The following is a 20,725-nucleotide window of genomic DNA, read 5'->3' as shown; positions in this document are numbered from 1 at the left end:
CCGGCGAGGGCCGCGGAGAACGTTTCCCGGAAAAGGCTCCGGAGTTCGGAACGCCGGGAAACCCGCCGGAGGCCGGAGCACCGGGAACCGGCCGGAGAACCGCGCCGGAGAACGGCGCCGGGAACAGCGCGGCGGCACGGCGGTCCGCCGCCCCGGTGGCGCCGGACGTCCCGGTCCACCGTGGCGGGGCGCGGTCCGCCGCGCCGCCGCGAGGGCTACGGCAGCGAGGCGATCAGCTCGCTGACCGGCTTGCGGACACCCGTGTAGAAGGGGATCTCCTCCCGGGTGTGCCGCCGGGCCTCGGCCCCGCGCAGGGTGCGCATCAGGTCGACGATGCGGTGCAGTTCGTCGGCCTCGAAGGCGAGCATCCACTCGTAGTCGTTCAGGGCGAAGCAGGCGACGGTGTTGGCCCGGACGTCCGGGTAGTCACGGGCCATCCTGCCGTGCTCGGCCAGCATCCGGCGGCGGTCGGCGTCGTCCAGGAGGTACCACTCCAGGGAGCGGACGAACGGGTAGACGCTGACGTATCCGCGCGGCTCCTCCTCGGCCAGGAAGGCGGGGATGTGCGACTTGTTGAACTCGGCCGGGCGGTGCAGCGCCATGACCGACCAGACCGGCTCGGACAGCCGCCCGAGGTCGGTACGGCGGAAGCGGGAGTAGGTCTCCTGCAGGTCCTCGGCGGTCGGAGCGTGCCACCAGAACATGAAGTCGGCGTCGGCGCGGAACCCGGCCACGTCGTACAGGCCGCGGGTGACCACGTCCTTCTCCGCCATCTGGGCCAGGAGATCCTCGACCTCGTCGGCCATGCCCTCGCGGTTGGCCGGACAGTGCTCGCGCAACCTGAAGACCGACCACATCGTGTAGCGGATCACCTGGTTCAGGTCACGGGCCTTCGGCCGTGGGTTCCCGTCCGTCTTCCTCACCCCTTCGTCAACAGACCGTTCCTACCCTGCCATTCTCCCGTGGGACCCAGGTGGTCCAGAATCCGGGCCGCCGCGGTACGGGCGGTGGAGACGCAGGCGGGGATGCCGACGCCGTCGTAGGCGGCGCCGCACACGGCCAGGCCGGGCTGCCCGGCGACGGCCGAGCGGACGCGCGCCACCCGGTCCAGGTGGCCCACGTCGTACTGCGGCAGCGAGCCGCCCCAGCGGGTCACCCGGGAGTCGACGGGCGCCCCCCGTACCCCCATGACCTCGGCCATCTCGGCCGCCGCCAGCTCGACCAGCTCGGCGTCGGCGCGCTGGAGCAGCGCTTCCTCACCGAGACGGCCGATGGAGCAGCGCAGCACGATCAGGTCGGGATCCGCCTCGGCCAGGTGCGGCCACTTGACCGAGCTGAACGTGGCCGCCTTGACGGGGCGCCCCTCGACGGGCGGGACCAGGTAGCCGCTGCCGGTCGGCGGCTCGGGGAAGGCCCGCCTCGGGTAGGCGAGGGTGACGATGGCCATGCTGGCGTACTCGATCCTGGCCAGTTCGGAGGCCGCCCCGGGCACCTCGCCCGCGAGCAGGCGGCTCGCGGCGGGGGCGGGAACGGCGAGGATCACCGCGTCGGCCTCGACGATCTCGGGATCGGGCACGGAACCCGTCACCAGGCGCCAGCCGGTCTCGGTCCGGGCCAGTTCCCTGACCGTGACACCGGTCCTGATCTCCGCGCCCGAGGCGGCGGCCACGGCCTCCGGCAGGGACCCCATGCCCCGGCGCAGCGTGGTGAAGACCGGCCCGGCCTCCTTGGCCGGCTCGGCCGCGATCTGCCGCGCGGCGGTGAGCAGGGAACGTTCCGAACGGGCCGCGGCGGCGATCCTGGGCATCGTCGCCTCCAGCGACAGCCGGTCCGCCCGGCCGGCGTACACGCCGCCGAGCATCGGCTCGACGAGGCGCTCGACCACCTCCTCGCCCATCCTGGCCCGGATGTAGGCGGCGACGGACACGTCGGTGGTGACGAGCGTGGCCGGAAGGATCTGGTCCAGCGGGACGCGGACGAGGCCACCGGGGCTGAGGATGCCGGACCTGGCCAGCGCGCCCAGGTCGGAGGGGACGCCCAGGACCTGCCCCCTGGGCATGGGGCGCAGCGCGCCCCGGCTGAGAACGGCCGCCTGGGTGGTGCCGGGGTCACTCAGTTCGTCGCCGAGGCCGACCATCCGGGCCAGTTCCTTGCCCTCGGGGCGCCGCGCGAGCATGGCCTCCGCCCCGGCGTCCACCGGGATCCCCGCGACCTCGGAGGCGTGAAGTTTGCCGCCGATCCGCCGGGCCCCGTCGAGCACGGTCACCCGGATCTCCTCGTCGCCCTGCCGGAGGTACCACGCGGCCGCCAGGCCCGCGATCCCGCCGCCGACGACCACCACATGGCATCGGTTGCCTTCCATGACTCCTGACCGTATCGCCCCCCGGGCTCGCCCTCGCGTCCCGCCACCCCGAAACCGGACGGTGCGCGGAACGTGATTCCATCGTGACCGCCGTCGCAAAACCCCGCTGCCGCCGCGATCGTCTTCACGGTCATGAGAAAACTCAGGTACGGCCTGTGCGCGGTGGGCGTCGCGCTGTTCGTGTCGTCGTGCGGGGGCACGAGCTCCCAGTCGATCTCCGACTCGGGCGGCGCCCCCGTTCCCGCGGCCGCGGAGAGGGCGCCGATGGACGCCGAGGCGGGGTCGGCGCGCGCCCCGAAGCCGCGGGCGGCGGACGCGCAGACCGGTCAGCGGTCACAGGCCGACCAGGTGAAGCTGGTCGCGCAGGACCGGGCGATCATCTACATCGCCGAGATGACGGTCCGCGCCAAGGACGTCACCGCGGCGGCCGACAGCGCCCGGCGGATCGTCAGCACGGCGGGCGGCTACCTGGCCACGGAGAAGTCCGACAGCCGGCCGGGCGACGAGGGCTCGGCCACCCTGGTCTTCAAGATCCCGCCCGGCGGCTATCCCGGCCTGCTGGACCGTCTGGGCCGGGAGCTGGGCAAGCGTGAGTCGCTGCAGCAGAACACCGAGGACGTCACCGAGCAGGTGGCCGACGTGGAGAGCCGCCTGAGGTCGTCGAAGGCGGCGCTCGACTCGCTGCGCACGCTGATGAAGAAGGCCAAGACGATCGGCGAGGTGCTGGACGTCGAGCGGGAGATCTCCGAGCGCGAGGCCGACCTGGAGGCGCTCCAGTCCCGGCAGAAGACGCTCGCCTCGCAGACGAGCATGGCGACGCTGACGCTGAACCTGATCGGCCCCGAGGTCACGGTCGAGACGCCGGAGGAGGAGCCCGCGGGGTTCTTCGGCGGGCTGCGGAGCGGCTGGAGCGCCTTCGTCATGGCCGTGAAGGTCGGCCTGACGGTCCTGGGCGTGCTGCTGCCCTGGCTGGTCCTGGTCGCGGTGGCCTGGGTGCTGGTCGTGGTGGTGCGGCGCGGCAGGAGAAGGAACCGCCCCGCCCCCGGCGGGAGACCCACCCCCGGGAGGACCCCCGCGGCGCCCGTGCCCACGGCGCCCGTACCCGCGGCGCCCGTGCCCACGGCGCCCGTACCCGCAGCGCCCGCGCCCACGGCGTACCCGTCCCCCGTGGCCGGGCCCGGCGATCCGAAGAGCGCCGACGACGGCCACGATGCGGGCGGCGACGGCGGGAGCGACCGGGCCCGGGAGTGACGAGGCCGGGAGCGCCGGGCCCCGCCGGGCCCCGCCGGGCCCCGCCGGGGCCCGGTGGGGCCCGGCGGGCGTGTCAGCGCGCGGAGGTCTCGTGCACGAAGTCGGTGAGACGGGCGAGCTGGTCGGGGTCGGTCGCGGGCAGCACGCCGTGGCCGAGGTTGAAGACGTGACCCTCGGCCTTGGCGCCGCGGGCCAGGACGTCGGCGGCGCGGCGCTCGACGACCTCCCACGGGGCGAGCAGGAGCGCCGGGTCGAGGTTGCCCTGCAGCGCCTTACCCGGCCCGACCCGCCGGACGGCCTCGTCGAGCGGGACCCGCCAGTCGACGCCGACCACGTCGGCCCCGGCCTCGCCGAGCAGGCCGAGCAGCTCGCCGGTGCCGACGCCGAAGTGGATGCGCGGAACCTCCAGGCCGGCCAGTCCGGCGAAGATGCGGCTGGTGTAGGGCAGGACGAACTCGCGGTAGTCCTCGGGGGCGACGGCGCCGACCCACGAGTCGAAGAGCTGGACGGCCGAGGCCCCGGCGGAGATCTGGACGCGCAGGAAGCCCAGGGTGATCTCGGTCAGCCGTTCCATCAGGGCGTGCCACAGGTCGGGCCGGCCGTACATCATGGCCTTGGTGTGGTCGTGGTTCTTGGAGGGGCCGCCCTCGATCAGGTAGGAGGCCAGGGTGAACGGCGCGCCCGCGAAGCCGATGAGGGGGGTCGCCCCCAGCTCGGCGGTCAGCGCCCCGACGGCCTCGGTGACGTAGGGGACGTCGTCCGGCTCGATCGGGCGGAGCCTGCCGATGCCGGCGGCGTCCCTGATCGGCTCGGCGACCACGGGGCCGACACCGGGCTTGATGTCGAGGTCGATCCCGATCGCCTTGAGCGGCACCACGATGTCGCTGAAGAAGATGGCCGCGTCCACGCCGTAGCGCCGCACCGGCTGCATCGTGATCTCCACGATCAGGTCCGGGGTCGCGCACGCGGTGAGCATGGGCACCCCTCCGCGCACGGCCCGGTACTCGGGCAGCGAACGGCCCGCCTGCCGCATGAACCACACGGGTGTGTGCGAAACGGGCTGGCGGCGGCATGCGCGCAGGAACGGAGAGTCGGCAAGCTCGGGAGTCACCCCACCAGGGTGCCATGCCGGGGGCGCGGTCCGCTCATCAAGGCTGGTGAGCGCCGTTCTCGGTATGAAATCACCGGTTATTAAATGAGATCACACCTAACAACACCTAGACAGCTTCAAGTCGTGATGACGATAGGGTTCCGCCCGTTTCGAGTGCTTCGTCCACCGAAACCCGATGACGCCAGGCACCGGACGGCGCCGGACCGCGCGAAGCGATCATGTTTCCGGGTACAGTTCCTCCCATCGACGAACCTGGTCCGGCCCCCGGCTGGTCCAAATGTTCGCCAAGTCACCGCGCGGCATCGATTCCGGCACCACTTTCGGGACACGCCGAGCACGTTGCGCGGAAATGTCGGCGCGACGTGCCAACGTCGGACCACGACCCGACGAAAGGCCTGTGCGATGTCCACGATGTGGAGTTCACCCGAACGCCGCGGTGAGCACTGTGCTACCTGTGCCGACGAGCGGGTGTTCGAGCAACCCCCCTGTCTCGACGGTCACGAACCGGGCCAATGCCCCGAATGGGCCTGCGTTTCCTGCGGTCACGCGCTGTTTCTCGGAATCTCCGGCGGCGGGGACGCACTCGTTTCCCCCCTGACGGCGGCAGTGGCTTGATCGGTTCCGATGGCTTCTACACACACCCCAGTGGTCCCCATGCGTGCAGTTCCGACCTACGCTTCCGATATGACCGTCGGTGACGCGCCGCCCACTCCCGCCGCCTTCAAGCGCGCGGCGGCCAGCATGCGCCCCGCCGAGGTCAGGCCGGAGATCGAGCTGGAGGACATTCCGGCGCCGCAGCGCCTCGCCCCCTACTCGACCGCCATCGGCGCATCGGTCTACCGCGACGACGACGAGCTCGCGGTCGGCCGCCTCATCATGCTCTTCGACCCGGACGGCCAGCGCGGCTGGGACGGCCAGTTCCGGCTGGTCGCCTATGTCCGGGCCGACATGGAGCCGGAGATCACCGAGGATCCGCTGCTCGGCCCCGTCGCGTGGAGCTGGCTCACCGAGTCACTCGACGCGCACGGCGCCACCTACGCCGCGGCCGGCGGCACCGTCACCAGGGCGGTGTCCGAAGGCTTCGGAAACAAGGCCGAAGACCCGGTGACCACGGAGCTGGAGCTGCGCGCCTCCTGGTCTCCGCTGGAAGAGGACCTCTCCGGCCACGTCGCCGCGTGGTGCGATCTGATGTGCCTCGCGGCCGGCATACCACCCCTGCCACCCGACGTGGCGACCCTGCCGCCACGCCGTCGCGAAGATCCGGAGTCCTTCCGAACGTGACCGACGAGACAACCATCGTTCCGCTGCTGGAGCCGCGAGAGGGAATCCCACCCGTCATCGAGGACCCCGCCGACCTCGCACGCGTGATACGCGCGTTCGCCGAGGGCACCGGCCCGGTCGCCGTGGACGCCGAGCGGGCCTCGGGGTACCGCTACAGCGGCCGCGCCTACCTCGTGCAACTGCGTCGCGCGGGCGCGGGCAGTGCACTGATCGATCCCGTCCACTGCCCCGACCTGTCCGAGCTCGACACGGCCCTGTCCGACACCGAGGTGGTGCTGCACGCCGCCTCCCAGGACCTCCCGTGCCTGTCCGAGCTGAACTTCCATCCCCGTGAGCTGTTCGACACCGAGCTGGCCGGGCGGCTGCTCGGCTACGAGCGGGTCGGGCTGGGGATGATGGTGGAGAACGTCCTGGGGCTCAGGCTGGAGAAGGGCCACTCCGCGGCCGACTGGTCGACCCGCCCGCTGCCCGAGGACTGGCTGCGCTACGCCGCGCTCGACGTCGAGGTCCTGATCGAGCTGCGCGACATCCTCTACCAGGAGCTCGACTCCAGCGGGAAGCTGTCGTGGGCGCAGGAGGAGTTCGCCTCGGTGCTGGCGCACAAGTCCCCGGCACCGCGCTCGGATCCGTGGCGGCGCACCTCCGGGATCCACAAGGTCCGCTCGCTGCGCGGGCTCGCGGTGGTCAGGGAGCTGTGGACGCTCCGCGACGAGCTGGCCAGGGAGTCCGACCTCGCGCCGGGGCGGGTCCTGCCCGACTCGGCGATCGTCACCGCCGCCCTCGAGCTGCCCCGCACCACCAAGTCGCTCACCGACATCCCCCCGTTCACCGGACGCAGCGCCCGCAGGCACCTGCGCGACTGGCTGGCCGCGATCGGCCGGGCGCGGACGCTGCCCGAGTCGCAGCTGCCCCAGCCCAGCACACCGGGCGACGGGCCGCCGCCCGCCAACCGGTGGATGGATCGTGACCCGGTCGCCGCGAGGCGGCTGGCCGCCGCCCGGACCGTGGTCGCCGCGCTGGCCGACGAGCACCACATGCCGACGGAGAACCTCGTCCAGCCCGACGCCGTACGCCGCCTGACCTGGGAGCCTCCCCCGGTCATCGACGACGAGACCGTCGCGGCCCGGCTGCGCGAGCTGGGCGCACGCGAGTGGCAGATCACGCTGACCGCCCACCCGATGGCCAAGGCCCTCGTACGGCTGGAGACCAAGGGCGAGATCTGACCGGTCGCGCCCGGCGCCGTCCGCCGTGCCCGCCCTGCGGGGCGAGGTGACCTCGGTGGTCCTCCGGGATCCGGGCGACTCCCCCGCCTGACGCATGAGGGCGGGGAAGCCGGCGTCGAAGCGGATGACGTTGGCGAACCGGCCGAACGGGGGGCGACGGAGGGCCCCCGCCGCTTCTGCGGCGGAGGCCCGGACGTCCGGAAGGCTCAGCCGGCCTTCTTGCACAGGTCGGCGTGGCCGGCGTTGTAGCCGTCCACCCAGCCCTTCCTGTCCCAGCTGGCCGAGGAACCGTAGGAGAAGCTCTCCGCCTTGTTGCAGTTCTTTCCGGCGTAGGTGTAGCCCTTGACGTAGGCCTCGCGATACTCCTTCGGCTTGCCGCGCAGCTCCGCGATCGGCTTGTCCAGCGGAACGCTCGCCGCCGTCGCCCGCTCCGGAGCCGAAGCGGCGACGGGCTGGGAGGCGGCGGCCCCGCCGAACGCGAGGGCCATGAGAAGGCCCGGGCCTGCCAGCAACAGACATCTCCTGCGGTCCATGAGCATCTCCTCCAGTCAGGTCGCCGGCGGGAATCGCCGGAGCTCACGGTCGATAAGGCCAGGATATGAAGTGAATTGTCCGAAATGAGGAAAGCATTTGTTTGTTGCCGCTTTCTTGGATCGGGCATGGACCCGTGGTTTTCCCGCCGGAACCGCGATTTTCGGGGGCGAAGGGAGAACAGCCGCGGTTTTCACGGCGCGCTCTCTCCCGATTCACAGCGGGAGCGCTCTCACGGCGGAGATGCCTCTCTCTGGTGAACCAAGGAAGACGGTTTACCGTTCACGCAGATTAACGGCCACCACCTCACAGCGGAGGCGGTGGCCGTACCGTTCGCGCGAGGGTCAGCAGGTGGCGAGCATGTTCTGCAGGGCGGTCTTCTCGGAGCTCTGCAGGGTCAGGCCGTAGGTCCACTTCACCTGGATCCAGGCCTTGGCGTAGGTGCAGCGGAAGGAGGGGACGGACGGCTGCCAGGTCGTGGGGTCCTGGTCGCCCTTGGCCTGGTTGACGTTGTCCGTCACCGCCCACAGCTGCGGCTGGTTCAGATCGTTGGCGAACGCCTGCCGCCGGGCGGTGGTCCAGGCGTAGGCCCCGGACCGCCAGGCCTCGGCGAGCGGGACCATGTGGTCGATGTCGACGTCGCTCGCGGCGGTCCAGGTGGCGCCGTCATAGGGGGAGTACCAGCTGCCGGAGACGGCGGCGCAGCCGGAGTCGACGACCACGCCGGAGCCGTCCCTCTTGAGCACGGTCTCCCGGGTGTTGCAGGTGCCGCTGATGGTGATCCAGTGGGGGAACAGGCTGCGGTTGTAGGTGGACTGGTTGGACTCGTTCGCGACGGTGAGCGCGGCGAGCCTGGAGGCGGCGGTGGACGCGGAGGGGATGTTGGGCGGGGTGGCCCACGCCGCACCGGCGGTCAGGGAGAAGGTGAGGAGAGTCGCGGTGAGGGCAGCGAGAACCGCGGTGACGACCCGTTTCACGAGTGGCCCCTTCTGTTGCCCGCCTCGGCCAGTCGGAGAGCCTGGTCTTTGCGAGGCAGGAACAGACGGAACTTCTCAAGGCACCCTAAAAGGACAAATATCAGGGTTTGACGATGAGCCGTGATCTGATTGGTCGGATAATGCCGCTAACAAGCGGGACAACACCTTTGATCTGGGAAGACATCAGGAAAAATCATCGTCCACATGAAACTCTCCACATCGAACAAACCGCGAAAATCCGGTAAACAGATCTTCCTAGGAAATATTCCTGTCCGTCATCTTTGATGGAGATTAAACCCCTCACCACGGCATCGACCCCTCTCCCCGGACACCCCCCGATCTCCCCGGACACCCCCCGAGCGCGGCGGCCCGGCGGATCGGCCACACCTCGGAGTCCGCCTTCGCCAACACCTTCGACGGGAGCACGACATCGCTTCCGGCGGACACCGGCGGCGGAGGGGCACCGAGACAAGAGTTGTTACCGGCGAGTAGCATGGAGGGGTAGCCACCCAGCAAGGAGCGAACCCGTGCCTTCGTCTCGTGACGTCGTATTCGTCGACGGTGTGCGCACACCCTTCGGCAAGTCGGGACCCAAGGGCCTGTACGCCGAGACGCGCGCCGATGACCTGGTGATCCGCGTCATCCGCGAGTTGATCCGGCGTAATCCGAACCTGCCGCCGGAGCGCGTCGACGAGGTGGCGATCGCGGCCACCACGCAGATCGGCGATCAGGGCCTGACCATCGGCCGCTCGGCCGCCGTCCTGGCCGGGCTGCCCAAGACCGTGCCCGGCTACGCGATCGACCGGATGTGCGCGGGCGCCATGACCGCGGTGACCTCGGTCGCCGGAGGCATCGCCTTCGGCGCCTACGACGTCGCCATCGCCGGAGGCGTCGAGCACATGGGCCGCCACCCGATGGGCGAGGGCGTCGACCCCAACCCCCGGTTCCTGGCCGAACAGCTCGTGGACGGCTCCGCCCTGGTCATGGGCATGACCGCGGAGAACCTGCACGACCGCTACCCGACGATCACCAAGGCCCGCGCGGACGCCTTCGCCGTCGCCTCCCAGGAGAAGGCCGCCAAGGCGTACGCCGACGGAAGGATCCAGCCCGACCTGGTCCCGACGGCCACCCGCTCCGCCGAGAGGGGCTGGGGCCTGGCCACCGCGGACGAGGCTCCGCGTCCGGGCACCACCCTCGACGCGCTCGCCACCCTCAAGACCCCGTTCCGCCCGCACGGCCGGGTCACGGCGGGCAACGCCTCCGGAATCAACGACGGCGCGACCGGCTGCATCATGGCCGCCTCGGACGTCGCCGTCGAGCTGGGCCTGACGGCCAAGATGCGCCTGGTCTCCTACGCCTTCGCCGGGGTCGACCCCGAGGTCATGGGTGTGGGCCCGATCCCGTCGACCGAACGGGCGCTGCGCCTGGCCGGATTGTCGATCTCCGACATCGGCCTGTTCGAGATCAACGAGGCCTTCGCCGTACAGGTGCTGGCCTTCCTGGAGCACTTCGGCATCGCCGACGACGACGCCAGGATCAACCCCTACGGCGGCGCGATCGCCTTCGGCCACCCGCTGGCCTCCTCCGGGGTGCGGCTGATGACCCAGCTCGCCCACCAGTTCGGCGAGCGCCCCGACGTCCGGTACGGCGTGACCACGATGTGCGTCGGCATGGGCATGGGCGGAACGGTCATCTGGGAGAACCTCTCCTGGGAAGGCGCGAAGTGACGGACACCGGGCACAGGACGGACGGCGAGAACGTGACGGACATCAGGGAACTGTTCACCGACGAGGTCGTCACGAAGGCGATCGTCCAGGACGTCGAGCTGCCCTACGGCGCGGGCACCATGGCGCTGATCACGCTGGACAACGGCTTCGACCACACCAAGCCGTCGACCTTCGGGCCGGCGGGCCTCATCTCGCTGGACGAGGCGCTCGACACGATCGCGGCCCGCGGCGACCTGGCGGCCGTCGGCGTCGTCGGCAAGCCGTTCGTCTTCGCGGTCGGCGCCGACCTCAACGGGGCGGCGACGATCGCCGAGCGGGACCAGGCGTTGCAGATCGGCAGGCTGGGACACCGGGTGTTCCGCCGCCTCGGTGAACTGGACGTGCCGTCGTTCGCGTTCGTGAACGGCGCCGTCATGGGCGGCGGCCTCGAGGTGGCCCTGCACTGCACCTACCGGACCATCTCCTCGGGCGTCCCCGCGGTCGCGCTGCCCGAGTGCTTCCTCGGCCTGGTACCGGGCTGGGGCGGCACCCAGCTGCTCCCCCGCCTGATCGGCCCGGCCTCAGCCATCAAGCTGATCGTCGAGAACCCGCTCTCGCAGAACCGCATGATCAAGGGCCGGGCCGCCTTCGCGGCGGGCGTCGCCGACGTGATGTTCGAGCCCGCCGACTTCCTGGAGGAGTCACTGCGCTGGGCCGCCCGGGTGCTGCGCGGCGAGGTGTCCGTCTCCCGTACCGACCACACCGCCGAGGACTGGTCGAAGACCGTCGCCGACGCCCGCCTCCTGGTCGACATGAAGCTGCGCGGCGCCTCCCCCGCCCCCTACCGGGCGCTGGACCTGATCGAGCTGGCCCGCACCGCCTCGCGCGACGAGGGCTTCGCCGCCGAGGACGAGGCCCTGGCCGACCTCCTCATGAGCGACGAGCTGCGCGCCGGCCTCTACTCCTTCGGCCTGGTACAGCGCAGGGCCAAGCGGCCCGCCGGGGCTCCGGACAGGGAGCTGGCCCGCAAGGTCACCAAGGTCGGCGTCGTCGGCGCGGGCCTGATGGCCTCGCAGATGGCGCTGCTGTTCGCCCGCCGCCTCGAGGTGCCCGTCGTGCTGACCGACCTGGACCAGGCCCGGCTGGACAAGGGCGTCGGCTACGTCCACTCCGAGATCGACAAGCTGCTCGGCAAGGGCCGCGTCTCCGCCGACCAGGCCAACCGACTCAAGGCCCTGGTGACCGGCTCGCTGACCAAGGACGCGTTCGCCGACGCCGACTTCGTCATCGAGGCGGTGTTCGAGGACCTGAAGGTCAAGCAGAAGGTGTTCGCCGAGGTCGAGGCGGTCGTCTCCGCCGAGTGCGTGCTGGCGACCAACACCTCCTCGCTGCCGGTCACCGAGATGGCCTCGGGGCTGCGGCACCCGGAACGGGTCGTCGGCTTCCACTTCTTCAACCCGGTCGCCGTGATGCCGTTGCTGGAGATCGTCCGGGGCGAGAAGATCGACGACGCGACGCTCGCCACGGCCTTCGCCGTCGGGAAGTCGCTGAAGAAGTCGTCCGTGCTGGTCAAGGACGCGCCCGCGTTCGTGGTCAACCGGCTGCTGACCCGGTTCATGGGCGAGGTCATCGGCGCCGTCGACGAGGGCACCCCGCTGGAGGTCGCCGACCACGCGCTGGACGGGCTCGGCCTGCCGATGACCCCGTTCACGCTGCTGCAACTCGTCGGCCCGGCCGTCGCGCTGCACGTCGCCGAGACCATGCACGCCGCCTTCCCGTCCCGTTACGGAGTGTCGGAGAACCTCGCCCGGCTGGTCGCCGCCGGCAAGCCCGGGGTCTACGCCCCCGACTTCTCGCTGGACCCCGAGGCGACGGCCTTCTTCACCGGCGGCACCTCGCCGTCGACCGCCGAGGAGGTACGGCTGCGCGCCCTGCGGGCCCTGGCCGAGGAGATCCGCATCATGCTCGACGAGGGCGTGGTCGCGGCGGCCCAGGACATCGACCTGTGCATGATCCTCGGCGCCGGTTGGCCGTTCCACCTGGGCGGAATCACCCCCTACCTCGACCGGACCGGCATCGCCGAACCCCGTTTCCTGCCCCCGGGCACGGCCTCCGTCCCCGCCTGACCCACCACTCCCGCCCCCTTCCCACCGCACCCACACGGCCTGCCTTATCCGCACCGCCCGCCGTACCGGCGCTCCTTCCCCAGCGCCGGTACGGCGGGCACCCCACCCCGATCCACCACCGCACCTCCCACCCCAACGCCAATATGACGAAAAGCGCTCAATCCACCCCACGCACCACATCCCCCACCCGCTGACGCCACTCCCTCAGCGCCAGAGTGCGACAGACGCCCCGGTCCGCACACCGCATCTCCCACCCCACCGCTGTCTCTTCTCCGGCGCCGGTACGGCGAGCAGGGACGCGGGCCTGATCGGCGCCGATGGGCGGTGCGCATCCCGGAAAACGTCGTCCCCTCCCGCACACATGCGCCCAAGAGCGGGCGGATCTTTGGCATGATCCGGATCAGAGCTTTGTCGCGGGGCGGGAATAACCGGTGACATGAGAACCGTCAAGATCGTGTCCGCCGCCGTGACGTTCCTCGCCGCGACCACGCTGCACACGACCTCGTCGCCCGCCTCGGACAGCTCATCCGGCGTCCCCGGCGCCTCCGCCCCCGTCTCGCCCGTCTCGCCCGCCTTGCCCGTCTCAGGCACCGGATCGGCGCTGACGCTCAGCCTCTCGGTCGCCGGTGGTCCGGCCAGGAGCGTCCTGTTGCGCTGCGACCGGGACGACACCGGTCTGCCCTCCTTCGCCACCGCCTGCGGCATGCTCCGCAGGTTCGGCGGCGACCTGGCGAAGATGACCTACGACATCGACATGATCTGCGATGAGGAGTACGTGCCGCACACCGTGAACGCCTCCGGGACCTGGGAGGGAAGACCGGTACGGTTCTCGCGGACCTACGACAACCGGTGCGAGATGACGGCGCTCACCGGCCCGGTCTTCTCCTTCTGACGGGCTTCTGACGAGCTTCCGGCTCCTGACGAGGAGTTCCCCGGCTCTTCGGATGCTTTCGGGGTCTCCTCGGCGCAGGCGTCCCCGGGTTCCGTGACGGACCGGTGCGGACTCAGACGGGGTCGACGTCCTGGCGTCTGCTCGGGATCACCTCGGCCACCCGGCTGTGGCGGTAGCCGTACGCGGCATAGATCACGACCCCGAGGAGCATCCACACCACGAACCTGATCCAGGTCTCCACCGGCAGGTTGATCATCAGGTAGACGCAGGCCAGTACCGACAGGATGGGCACCAGCGGCACCAGCGGGGTGCGGAACGAACGCGGCAGGTCGGGCCGGGTGCGGCGCAGGATGACCACCGCGATCGAGACGACCACGAACGCGAAGAGCGTGCCGATGTTGACCAGCTCGGCGATCGTGGACAGCGGCACCAGCCCGGCCAGGATCGCGACGATGACACCCATCATGACGGTGATCCGGGCCGGCGTACCGAACCTCGGGTGGACCTTGGCCAGGCCACGCGGCAGCAGGTTGTCCCTCGACATCGCGAACAGCACCCTCGACTGGCCCAGCAGGAGGATCATCACGACGGTGGTGAGACCGGCCAGCGCGCCGATGCTGATGAGCGTCGCCGCCCAGGTCTGGCCGACCGCCTTGAACGCGTCCGCCAGCGGGGCGGACTCGCTGAGCTGCCCGTACGGCTGCATGCCGACGACCACCAGGGAGACCGCGACGTAGAGGACGGTGCAGACGGCGAGGGAGGCGATGATGCCGATCGGCAGGTCGCGCTGTGGGTTGCGGGTCTCCTCCGCCGCGGTCGCGACGATGTCGAAGCCGATGTAGGCGAAGAACACGATCGCCGCGGCGCTGAAGATGCCGAAGACGCCGAACGCGACGGGGGTGACCCCGAACAGCACCTGGATCAGCGGGGCGGCCAGGCCCTTGACGGCGGGGGTCGGCTCCGCGGGCGGGATGAACGGCGTGTAGTTCGCCCCTCTCACGAAGAACAGGCCGACGAAGATGACCAGCAGTACCACCGCGATCTTGATGGTCACGATGACGAGGTTGACCCTGGAGGACAGCTTGACCCCGGCGACCAGGACCGCGGTGAGGATCAGCACGATCAGCGCCGCGGGCAGGTTGAAGGTCGCCCCCTCCCCGGCTATCCAGCCGGGCAGGGGTATCCCGAGAGAGTCCAGCAACGACGTCAGATAGCCCGACCAGCCGACCGAGACGACCGCGGCCGCCAGGGCCATCTCCAGCAACAGGTCCCAGCCGATGATCCAGGCGGGGAACTCTCCCAAGGTGGCGAAGGAGAAGGTGTAGGCCGATCCGGCCACGGGGACGGTCGAGGCGAACTCCGCGTAGCACAGCGCCGCCAGCGCGCAGACGATCCCGGCCACCACGAACGACAACGCCACCGCCGGTCCGGCCAGGTCTCTGGCGACGCGCCCGGTGAGCACGAAGATTCCAGTGCCGATGATGACCCCGATGCCGAAGACCGTCAGGTCGATCGCGGAAAGGTCTTTGCGCAACCGGTGCTCGGGTTCCTCGGTATCCCTGATCGACTGCTCCACCGACTTGACCCGTAGAACTCCTTTAGTACGTTGCGCCCCCATGGGGTCCTCCTTGACCATCCACAGTCGCCAACATCTATGGGGCATGTCATGCCCAACGGATCAGTGGCTGAACGGTGAGGTTCCGGGTTCTTTAAGGGAAAGTCCTGATGTGGCCATGCCCACCCGGCGAAAGCATGAGGTCATGCTCCTGGACACGCTGGGTCAGTTAGACCCACTTCTGGTCGGTGCCGCGTTGCTGGCGCTCCTGACGCTGGACGGCTCCCTGCTGATCGGGGCCGTGCTCCCCGGGGACGCGGCGATCATCGTGGCGGGAACGGCGCTGACGGGCCCCGCCGAGATCGCGGTCGCGGCGGCCGCCGGGGTGATCGGCTGTTTCCTGGGCGCCACCGGCGGATGGCTGATCGGCCGCCGGTACGGCCCGCGTGTCCGTCACAGCAGGGCCGGGCGGTGGATCGGCGAGCACCGCTGGGCGCGGGCGGAACGGATCACCACCGGCGAGGGCGGCGGTCCGGCGCTCGCCGCCGCCTACTTCCTGCCGATGGTCAACGCGCTGACCCCGGTCCTGGCCGGGAGCCTCGGCATGCCGTACGGCCGTTTCATCCGCTGGGCGGTCGCGGGCGGGGCGGCGTGGGTGACCACCTACCTGGTGCTGGGCTCCCTGGCGGGCGAGTTCATGCGTGACAACCAGCACCTGATGGTGCCGATCACCGGATGCGCCGCCGTACTGGCCGCGGGCCTCATCGTGATCGCACGGCGGACGCGCGCGGGCAGGGCTGCGGCTACGGCTACGGCTACGGCTACGGCGGAGATCGGCGGTCCCGACGGAGCCGCGACACCCGCGAAGGCCGGCCACCCCGGCGAGACCGGCTGACGGCTCCCGCGCCAGGCACACCCGGCCCGCACAGACCGGCACCGGTCCGCACAGACCGATCCCAGCCCATATAGACCGATCCCGGTCCGCACAGACCGACACTGGTCCGCACAGACCAATCTCGGTCCGCACAGACCGATACGGGTCCGCGCGAACCGATGCGTGTTCGCGCGGACCCGTACGTGGCCGTCGGCTGTCGGCTCAGCGAGCCGGCTGGTTCTCCAGAGCCGGGGACCGCTTGGCGACCGCCTCGGTGATCTCGCGGGCGATGCCCTGCGCGGTCAGGCCGATCTCGCCGAGGATCTTCGCCCGCTTGGCGTGATCCAGGAAGCGCTGCGGAATGCCGTAGGTGCGGACCGGAACGTCCACGTCGGCGTCGCGCAGCGTCCTGGCGACCGCGTCGCCGACACCGCCGACCCTGCCGTTGTCCTCGACCACCACGACCAGCTTGTGCGCGGCGGCGGTCGTCACCAGTGCCTCGTCCAGCGGCTTGACCCAGCGCGGGTCGACCACGGTCGCCGAGATGCCCTGGGCGTCGAGCAGGGCGGCGGCCTCCACGCACAGCTCGGCCATCGGGCCGACCGAGACCAGCAGCACGTCGGCGTCCACGTCGGAGTCGGCGTCCGCCTGCTCCGCGCTCTCCATGCCCTCCATGCCCTCCGCGTCCGCCGGGCTGGGGGCGGCGCGCAGCACGTCCATCCCGCCGATCCTGCCGACCGCCTCGATCTCGGCGGCCACGGGCCCCTTGGGGTAGCGGACCACGGTCGGGCCGTCCTCGACCTCGACGGCCTCGGCCAGCAGCTCGCGCAGGCGCGGCTCGTCGCGCGGCACCGCGATCGACAGGCCTGGGATGACCTGCAGGATCGACAGGTCCCACATGCCGTTGTGGCTGGCGCCGTCGTCACCGGTGACGCCCGCCCGGTCGAGCACGACCGTGACCGGCAGGCGGTGCAGTGCGACGTCCATGAGGAGCTGGTCGAAGGCCCGGTTGAGGAAGGTCGCGTAGACGGCGACCACCGGGTGGAGCCCGCCGAGCGCCAGGCCCGCGGCGCTGGTCAGGGCGTGCTGCTCGGCGATGCCGACGTCGTAGAGGCGGTCGGGATAGGCCTCGGAGAACGGGATCAGGCCGACCGGGCCGAGCATCGCGGCGGTGATCGCCACGATGTCCTGGCGTTCGGCGGCGAGCCGTACGATCTCCTGGCTGAAGACGTTGGTCCAGCCGTGCGGCTTGGGCTTCTCCTCGCCGGTCAGCGGGTCGAAGGCGCTGGGCGAGTGGAAGCAGTCCTCGTCGTGGTTCTCGGCGAAGGAGTAGCCGAAGCCCTTCTTGGTCAGGACGTGCACGATGACGGGGCGGCGGAAGCCGCGGGCCTTGCGCAGCGCGGCCTCGACGGCCTGCTCGTCGTGACCGTCGACCAGCCCGATGTACTTCAGCCCCAGGTCCTCGAACATGACCTGCGGGGCCAGGACGTCCTTGATGCCCTTCTTGACGCCGTGCAGCGCGTCGTAGACCGGGGGGCCGACGACGGGGACCTTCGCCAGGTTGTCCTTGACGAACTCCAGCATGTCCTCGTAGCGCTGGGTGGCGCGCAGCGAGGCCAGGTGTGAGGCGAGGCCGCCGATGGTCGGCGAGTAGGAGCGGCCGTTGTCGTTGACCACGATGATCAGCGGCAGGTCCTTGCTGGCGGCGATGTTGTTGAGCGCCTCCCAGGCCATGCCCCCGGTGAGCGCCCCGTCGCCGATCACCGCGACGACCGTGCGGTCGCTCTCGCGGCGCAGCTTGTAGGCCTTGGCCAGGCCGTCGGCGTAGGACAGCGCGGTCGAGGCGTGGGAGTTCTCGATGACGTCGTGTTCCGACTCGGCCTGGCTGGGGTAGCCCGACAGGCCGCCCTCCTGGCGGAGCGTGTCGAACCGTCCCGCGCGGCCGGTGAGCATCTTGTGGACGTAGGCCTGGTGGCCGGTGTCCCAGAGGATGCGGTCACGGGGGGAGTCGAAGACCCGGTGCAGGGCGATCGTCAGCTCCACCACGCCGAGGTTGGGGCCCAGGTGACCGCCGCCACGGGCCGTCGAGCTGATCAGCAGGTCCCGGATCTCGGCGGCGAGCCGGGGTAGCTCGTCCGCTCCCAGCGTCTTGAGGTCCCGTGGGCCCCCGACCGAATCCAGCAGACTGCCAGGCCGCCCGGTCCGCTCACTCACGGAATCATCCCCTCTGATCGGTCAGCGTCAGAGCTGAGTCTAGTTCGCGTGAGGGGCGCCTCTTCCGAGGACAACGATTCTGCACGTTTTATCCACACTTGCAATAGCCTTTGCCTCACCATGAGCACTCTCCCCTTTAGGCAACTATCGTCACTCACCACCGCCTGCTTGGCATTTACCCTGGTCACGGGCATTGGTACGGCGAACGCAGACGCACTTCCGGCCCCCCAGGCCCTCGCCACCGCGGCCTCCGCGGGCGCCTCCCCGAGCGCACAGTCCTCCGCGGCGCAGTCCTCCACCGCGCAGTCGCCCGCCGCCGCCGGCGCGACGCTGCGCGTGCCGGGCGGCCGCACCGCCGCGACGGCCAGCCCCCTGTACCGCACGGGCACCCTTCCCCAGATGAGCTGCGGGGCCGGGCAGATCCGCGCGGGAAGCGCGGCCTCCTACCGGTACTTCATGACCCGCATCACCCGCTGCCTCAACCTGTCCTGGAAGACCCAGTTCAAGAAGGCCAAGCTGCCCTTCGCCCAGCCGAAGCTGCGCTTCGTCACCACCCGGGTCGGCAGCCCCTGCGGCCCCTGGCCCAAGGGCGCCGGCGGCTACTACTGCTCCAGCAACCGCATGATCTACATCGGTGTCTTCCGTGACGTGCTGAAGAACCCCTACGCCCCCAACCACGCCCAGTTCATGGCCCACGAGTACGGCCACCACGTGCAGCAGCTCATGGGCGTCATGAACTACTACGGCCAGAGCATCTGGCGCGCCGGGGCGTCGACCAAGCTCGCCTTCTCCCGCCGCCTCGAACTGCAGGCCGACTGCCTGGGCTCGGCGTTCCTGCGCCAGGTCTCCGCCGACCTGCCGGTCGACCAGGAGCAGTGGGACTCGATGGTCGAGTGGGTTTCCGAGAACGGCCAGAAGAACTGGGCCAAGAACGACCACGGCAGGGGCCGCAGCCAGGCCTACTGGATGGAGCGGGGCTTCAACTCCGGTTCCCCGTCGTCGTGCAACACCTGGACCGCGCCGAGCCGTACCGTCGCCTGACCTGGGACGTTTCCCTTTCTTTCCCCTGGTTTCCCCTGGGGCGGCGGCCGACCGCACTTCCGCCCGCCCTGTCCACGGCATGCGGCCGTATCCTCCGGGGTACGGCCGCATTTCGCTTTACCCGCCCTTTTACCTCCATTAGGGTGCGGGATCATGCGTATCTCCGTCATTTCCCTGCTTTCCGGCGTGCTCGCGAGCCTCCTGTTCGCCGGTACCGCCACTGCGGGCGTCCTCGAGCAGAACGGGCCGGTCCCCGCCGCGGGCAAGAGCCCTGAGACGAATAATCCCGTTTACCACAGCGGAAAATTCGAGATCAAGGCGTGCGAGGAGCAGCCCATCAACCCGGACGACCTCGACGCCGCCCGGGTCTATCTCGAGTTCGTGCTCGACTGCCTCAACACCAGCTGGCAGGACCAGCTGACCAAGGCCAGGATCCCCTTCTCCAAGCCCAAGTTCGTCACGACCTCCCGCGCCGGCGTCCCCACCGGCTGCGGCAAGTTCCCCAAGGGCGCGCAGGCCGTCTACTGCCCCTACAACAAGAAGATCACCTTCCTGCTCGACCCGGGCATCCTCTCCCAGGCGACCGAGCTGTTCCTGTTCGAGGTACTCGCCCACGAGTACGGCCACCACGTGCAGCAGCTGTCGGGCATCATGAACGCCGTCGGCAACCGCAAGTACAAGAACGAGAAGGCCACCCTCGCCGCGATCCGCAAGATCGAGCTCCAGGCCGAGTGCTTCAGCGGCGCCTTCATCGGCAGCGTCTGGCAGGCCCTCGGCCGCCGCGAGTCCGACTTCACCTACGTGGCCCAGGCCGCCTACGACACCGCCAGCCACGGCAAGTCCAAGAACATCGCGTTCTGGCTCAGGCGCGGCTTCGACGCCGAGACCCCCGACGTCTGCAACACCTTCTCCGCCCCCGCCGCCAAGGTCTCCTGACCCCGTTCCCCTTCTCGACGGTTTTCACCCCGACAAGGTGAACACCTGTGATGAGATTTTTCCGAAACCACTCGTCGTCGCTTCCGACAGCACGACGAGTGGTTTTTTATCCATCTCCCCTCTCCCGATCCCCGGCGGTCTTACAGGCATAGCTGGTCGTAGACGACCCCTGAAAGCGAAGGAGAAAAAGAGAGCAAAATATTTTTATAAAACAATCAAGCGGTTGGCGAACGCAAACCTCAGGCCGGACGGAAAAACGGTCGACTCACGCGAGCCAATCCCGCAGCCCATCAAGACGTTTCATCAGGGTCATCGTCTTTCAGCTGCTTGATCAAATGCTCCTCAACGTCCCCTTCCGCGACCATGTCTCTGATCGCCTCAAGTATGGCGCTGACTCCGGCTTGTCGCATTATGACCAAGCCGCTCTCCCAGTGGTAGAGACCACCTCTAAGCTCGCCGCTCTCCGCTCGGACCTTCATCGAACTGGCAAGTTTTGCAAGCGAGATGAACACTCCGAGCCAACTTGTGCCATCACGAAGCGTGACGAAAACATCGACGTCATCGACGAGTTCGAGATCATCCAGCTCAGGCCCCCCTATAGGGAAGTCGACCGTGAACTCACCTTCATCAAAGTGAAGCACTTTC

General features: G+C 69.8%; 17 protein-coding genes. 9 read left to right on the top strand and 8 right to left on the bottom strand.

What is annotated here, in order from left to right; genetic code table 11:
- Positions 1-215: 215 nt before the first annotated feature.
- On the bottom strand, positions 216-923 hold the full coding sequence (gene hemQ, locus AB0N02_RS07190; protein ID WP_363943606.1) for a hydrogen peroxide-dependent heme synthase: 708 nt from the start codon (positions 921-923) through the stop codon (positions 216-218).
- Complete coding sequence (hemG, locus tag AB0N02_RS07185; protein WP_363943605.1) at positions 920-2,362, bottom strand: protoporphyrinogen oxidase; 1,443 nt, start codon at positions 2,360-2,362, stop codon at positions 920-922. Before hemG ends, hemQ begins: the two co-directional genes overlap by 4 nt.
- A gap of 132 nt (positions 2,363-2,494) precedes the next feature.
- On the opposite strand from hemG, the gene AB0N02_RS07180 reads away from it, so the two are divergent.
- Positions 2,495-3,613, top strand: coding sequence for a DUF4349 domain-containing protein (locus AB0N02_RS07180; protein ID WP_363943603.1), 1,119 nt, complete (start codon positions 2,495-2,497; stop codon positions 3,611-3,613).
- Positions 3,614-3,686: 73 nt separating this feature from the next.
- Here AB0N02_RS07180 and hemE read toward each other — a convergent pair whose 3' ends face one another.
- Entirely contained in the window at positions 3,687-4,724 is a 1,038-nt protein-coding gene (hemE, locus tag AB0N02_RS07175; RefSeq protein WP_363943601.1) for a uroporphyrinogen decarboxylase, read from the bottom strand.
- Positions 4,725-5,408: 684 nt separating this feature from the next.
- Here hemE and AB0N02_RS07170 point away from each other — a divergent pair.
- Entirely contained in the window at positions 5,409-6,005 is a 597-nt protein-coding gene (locus AB0N02_RS07170) for a DUF3000 domain-containing protein (RefSeq protein ID WP_363943599.1), read from the top strand.
- Positions 6,002-7,228 (top strand): ribonuclease D, encoded by a 1,227-nt coding sequence (locus AB0N02_RS07165; RefSeq protein WP_363943597.1) that lies wholly within the window; start codon positions 6,002-6,004, stop codon positions 7,226-7,228. Before AB0N02_RS07170 ends, AB0N02_RS07165 begins: the two co-directional genes overlap by 4 nt.
- Before the next feature lie 206 nt (positions 7,229-7,434).
- Here AB0N02_RS07165 and AB0N02_RS07160 read toward each other — a convergent pair whose 3' ends face one another.
- On the bottom strand, positions 7,435-7,761 hold the full coding sequence (locus AB0N02_RS07160; protein WP_363943596.1) for a hypothetical protein: 327 nt from the start codon (positions 7,759-7,761) through the stop codon (positions 7,435-7,437).
- 342 nt (positions 7,762-8,103) lie between these two features.
- Entirely contained in the window at positions 8,104-8,736 is a 633-nt protein-coding gene (locus AB0N02_RS07155; protein ID WP_363943595.1) for a DUF1524 domain-containing protein, read from the bottom strand.
- Between the two features lie 527 nt (positions 8,737-9,263).
- Between AB0N02_RS07155 and AB0N02_RS07150 the strand changes: the two genes are divergently transcribed.
- From AB0N02_RS07150 to AB0N02_RS07140, 3 genes are all read left to right on the top strand, one after another.
- Positions 9,264-10,463, top strand: a complete 1,200-nt coding sequence (locus AB0N02_RS07150) for a thiolase family protein (RefSeq protein WP_363943593.1) — start codon at positions 9,264-9,266, stop codon at positions 10,461-10,463.
- 32 nt (positions 10,464-10,495) lie between these two features.
- Positions 10,496-12,568: a 3-hydroxyacyl-CoA dehydrogenase NAD-binding domain-containing protein gene (locus tag AB0N02_RS07145; RefSeq protein ID WP_363944213.1), complete on the top strand. Its 2,073-nt coding sequence runs from the start codon at positions 10,496-10,498 to the stop codon at positions 12,566-12,568.
- A 436-nt stretch (positions 12,569-13,004) separates the two neighbouring features.
- Complete coding sequence (locus tag AB0N02_RS07140) at positions 13,005-13,460, top strand: SSI family serine proteinase inhibitor (RefSeq protein ID WP_363943591.1); 456 nt, start codon at positions 13,005-13,007, stop codon at positions 13,458-13,460.
- Between the two features lie 112 nt (positions 13,461-13,572).
- On the opposite strand, the gene AB0N02_RS07135 is transcribed toward AB0N02_RS07140, so the two are convergent.
- Positions 13,573-15,078: an amino acid permease gene (locus AB0N02_RS07135; protein WP_363943589.1), complete on the bottom strand. Its 1,506-nt coding sequence runs from the start codon at positions 15,076-15,078 to the stop codon at positions 13,573-13,575.
- 142 nt (positions 15,079-15,220) lie between these two features.
- On the opposite strand from AB0N02_RS07135, the gene AB0N02_RS07130 reads away from it, so the two are divergent.
- Positions 15,221-15,910, top strand: coding sequence for a VTT domain-containing protein (locus AB0N02_RS07130; protein ID WP_363943587.1), 690 nt, complete (start codon positions 15,221-15,223; stop codon positions 15,908-15,910).
- A 201-nt stretch (positions 15,911-16,111) separates the two neighbouring features.
- Here the strand turns inward: AB0N02_RS07130 and dxs are convergent, their stop codons facing one another.
- Positions 16,112-18,103, bottom strand: a complete 1,992-nt coding sequence (gene dxs, locus AB0N02_RS07125) for a 1-deoxy-D-xylulose-5-phosphate synthase (RefSeq protein WP_363943585.1) — start codon at positions 18,101-18,103, stop codon at positions 16,112-16,114.
- A 168-nt stretch (positions 18,104-18,271) separates the two neighbouring features.
- Here dxs and AB0N02_RS07120 point away from each other — a divergent pair, with 168 nt between their 5' ends.
- Together AB0N02_RS07120 and AB0N02_RS07115 are read left to right on the top strand one after the other, a co-directional pair.
- Positions 18,272-19,144, top strand: coding sequence for a neutral zinc metallopeptidase (locus tag AB0N02_RS07120; protein WP_363943583.1), 873 nt, complete (start codon positions 18,272-18,274; stop codon positions 19,142-19,144).
- Positions 19,145-19,297: 153 nt separating this feature from the next.
- A complete protein-coding gene (locus tag AB0N02_RS07115) occupies positions 19,298-20,080 on the top strand; it encodes a neutral zinc metallopeptidase (protein ID WP_363943581.1) in 783 nt (260 codons plus the stop codon).
- A 290-nt stretch (positions 20,081-20,370) separates the two neighbouring features.
- Here AB0N02_RS07115 and AB0N02_RS07110 read toward each other — a convergent pair whose 3' ends face one another.
- Positions 20,371-20,721, bottom strand: coding sequence for a hypothetical protein (locus AB0N02_RS07110; protein ID WP_363943579.1), 351 nt, complete (start codon positions 20,719-20,721; stop codon positions 20,371-20,373).
- Positions 20,722-20,725 lie beyond the last annotated feature (4 nt).

Origin of the sequence: Streptosporangium sp. NPDC051022, from assembly GCF_040683035.1 — a bacterium.
GTDB lineage: Bacteria > Actinomycetota > Actinomycetes > Streptosporangiales > Streptosporangiaceae > Streptosporangium.
Note: the sequence above shows the minus strand (reverse complement) of the source record. Positions and strands in the feature narration are given on the sequence as shown.